The organism is Aquabacterium sp. (genome assembly GCF_004297345.1).
In the GTDB taxonomy this organism is placed as follows: Bacteria; Pseudomonadota; Gammaproteobacteria; order Burkholderiales; family Burkholderiaceae_C; genus Aquabacterium.
Genome location: NZ_SCTN01000275.1, coordinates 1 through 2,747, shown reverse-complemented (window position 1 = coordinate 2,747; position 2,747 = coordinate 1). Strand labels below are relative to the sequence as shown.

General features: G+C 60.4%; 4 protein-coding genes. All 4 read right to left on the bottom strand.

Features of this window, described 5'->3' with window-relative positions; translation table 11 throughout:
- A partial coding sequence (gene tilS, locus EPO09_RS09630) for a tRNA lysidine(34) synthetase TilS (RefSeq protein ID WP_290642537.1) occupies window positions 1–638 on the bottom strand: 638 nt, incomplete at its 3' end.
- Between the two features lie 37 nt (window positions 639–675).
- Window positions 676–1,647: an acetyl-CoA carboxylase carboxyltransferase subunit alpha gene (locus EPO09_RS09625; protein WP_290642535.1), complete on the bottom strand. Its 972-nt coding sequence runs from the start codon at window positions 1,645–1,647 to the stop codon at window positions 676–678.
- 32 nt (window positions 1,648–1,679) lie between these two features.
- Window positions 1,680–2,375, bottom strand: a complete 696-nt coding sequence (locus EPO09_RS09620) for a DNA-3-methyladenine glycosylase (RefSeq protein ID WP_290642533.1) — start codon at window positions 2,373–2,375, stop codon at window positions 1,680–1,682.
- Window positions 2,376–2,747, bottom strand: a 372-nt coding sequence (locus EPO09_RS09615; protein WP_367200061.1) for a DALR domain-containing protein, incomplete at its 5' end; no start/stop codon positions are given. It lies immediately after the preceding gene.

The following is a 2,747-nucleotide window of genomic DNA, read 5'->3' as shown; positions in this document are numbered from 1 at the left end:
AGACACGCTTCGGCCTGAGGAAAGGCGGCCTCCAGCACCGGCCATACCGCCAGCCTCAGTCGATTGCGAGCGAAACGCTCATCAGCATTGCTGTCGTCATCCACAAACTGCAGGCCGTGATGATGAACATAGGCCTCGATGGCCTCGCGTGGATGATGCAACCAAGGGCGCCCCCAGCGCAGGCCGTCCCGCGATGCATCAGCAGGCATGGCTGCCAATCCCTTGACACCAGCCCCTCGCAAAGCCTGCAACAGCACGGTTTCCGCCTGATCACGCCGATGGTGTGCCAGCAGCACCAGATCGGCACCGACCTCATGCGCCATCTCGAACAAAGCCGCATAGCGCACCCGACGCGCCTCAGATTCGACACTGGCGCCCGCTTCCAGCGGAACCGACACCTTGCGCGCCAACAAGCGCACCGGCAAGCCTTGGTCTGCCCATTCTGCGCAAGTTTGTTCGGCATGCGCCAGCCAGGCATCCGCATACTGGCTCAAGCCATGGTGCACATGCAGCGCCCAGACCTCGACACCACCCGACTCGCGCGCCGCGCAAGCCGTTGCATGCAACAAGGCCGTCGAATCCCGTCCGGCGCTATAGGCCACGGCAACACGGTACAGCGGTGTTTCACCGGCCTGCATCACCACCCCTCATGCACCGCACCGCCGCCGCCGAAGCTCAATGCTCCTTCGTGTCGTTGAAACGGCCGTAGCTTTGCAGGCGGTCGTAGCGCGTCTGCAGCAGGTCCTTGACCTTCATGTCGCTGAGTTGGCGCATGGCGTCATTGAGTGCACGCTTGAGGTTCGCACAGGCCTGCTTGTGATCGCGATGCGCACCGCCCACGGGCTCACTGACGATCTTGTCAATCAAACCCAGAGCCTTCAAACGATGTGCTGTGATGCCCAGTGCCTCGGCAGCATCCGAGGCCTTGTCTGCTGTCTTCCAGAGGATGGACGCACAGCCCTCGGGCGAGATCACCGAGTACACCGAGTACTGCATCATCAGAACTTGATCAGCCACACTGATCGCCAACGCGCCACCCGAGCCACCTTCACCGATGATGGTGGTGATGATGGGCACCTCCAGGCGCGCCATCTCGAAGATGTTGCGACCAATGGCTTCCGATTGATTTCGCTCCTCAGCACCAATGCCGGGATAAGCGCCGGGCGTGTCCACAAAGGTGAACACAGGCAGACCGAACTTCTCGGCCGTTTGCATCAGACGCAAAGCCTTGCGGTAGCCCTCAGGGCGAGACATACCGAAGTTGCGCATCGCGCGCTCCTTGGTATCACGCCCCTTCTGATGACCCAGGACCATGCACGGTTGGCCGTTGAAACGAGCCAGACCGCCCACGATGGACAAATCATCCGAGAAATGACGGTCCCCGTGCATTTCCTGGAAGTCAGTGAACAACTCGTTCACGTAGTCCAGCGTATAGGGGCGCTGAGGATGGCGGGCGATCTGCGTGACTTGCCAGGGACTCAGGGTCGAGTAAATGTCCTTGGTCAGCAGCAGGCTCTTCTTGCTCAAGCGGTCGATCTCTTCAGAGATATCGACAGCCGATTCGCTCTGCACATAACGCAGCTCTTCAATTTTTGATTCCAGTTCGGCAATCGGTTGCTCGAATTCCAGAAAGTGTCTTTTGCTCATGGCGGTCGTCCTTTCCTAGACTCCAGGCCTTGTCAGTATTCCACGGGCAGCGGGTCGAGGCTGCGCCACAGGTACCAGGTGCCGACCGTGCGGTACGGCGCCCAGGCTTCAGCAATATCACGAGCTTCCGCGCGAGACACAGGCTCGCCACTGAAATAGCTCAAGCTGATGCCCTTGATCAGGCCCAGATCATCCAGCGGCAACACATTGGGCCGCATCAAGTGAAAAATAAGGAACATCTCGGCAGTCCAGCGGCCAATGCCGCGGATGTCGATCAACTCTTCAATGATGGCCTCATCGTCCATCTGCTGCCACTGGCCCACATGCACCTGACCTTCGTCGAAGTGCTTGGCCAAGTCGCGCATGTACTCTACCTTGCGCGCAGACAAACCCACCTGCCGCAAGCTTTCGGGCGTTTGGGCCAGCAGCCCCTGCACGGACAGCGGTGCACGCTGATCAGGTGCTTGCTGCCCGAACAACATCAACAGCTTTTCCCAGACGGACTGCGCAGCCTTGACAGAAATCTGCTGCCCGACGATGGAGCGCGCCAGCGTGGTAAAGGCATCCCCACGGCTGTACAGCCGCGCGGAGCCATGATCGGCAATCAGCTTGCGCATCACCCGGTCCCGTTTGGCCAGATGTTTGCAGGCCTCGTCCCAATACGGAGGCGTCACCAGCAAGCTGGCGACGTCACCCGTGGCGGGAGGCTTGGCGGGAGAAGTACCCATTTAAGCTTTCACCCAGGTCGTGCCTTGCGCGCTGTCTTTCAGCTCAACGCCCATCGCAGTCAACTCATGGCGAATGCGATCGGCTTCTGCAAAATTGCGCGCCTTTTTCGCCTCGGCACGGGCCGCGATCAAGGCCTCGATGACCGGCGCATCAACACCCGAGCCGGCGCCGCCGCCTTGCAGATAGGCCTTGGGCGCCTGCTGCAGCAAGCCCAGCACACCCGCCAGAGCCTTCAGCAAACGCGCGGCCTCCACGGATTGGGACCGGTTCACTTCCGATGCCAGATCGAACAGCACGGACACCGCCATCGGCGTATTGAAATCCTCATCCATGGCCGCTTTGAAACGCGCAGCAGCGGGCTCATCCCAATT

Coding starts and splice junctions, on each gene's coding strand:
- EPO09_RS09620 (WP_290642533.1), bottom strand. CDS start 2,375: ATGGGTACTTCTCCCGCCAAGCCTCCCGCCACGGGTGACGTCGCCAGC.
- EPO09_RS09625 (WP_290642535.1), bottom strand. CDS start 1,647: ATGAGCAAAAGACACTTTCTGGAATTCGAGCAACCGATTGCCGAACTG.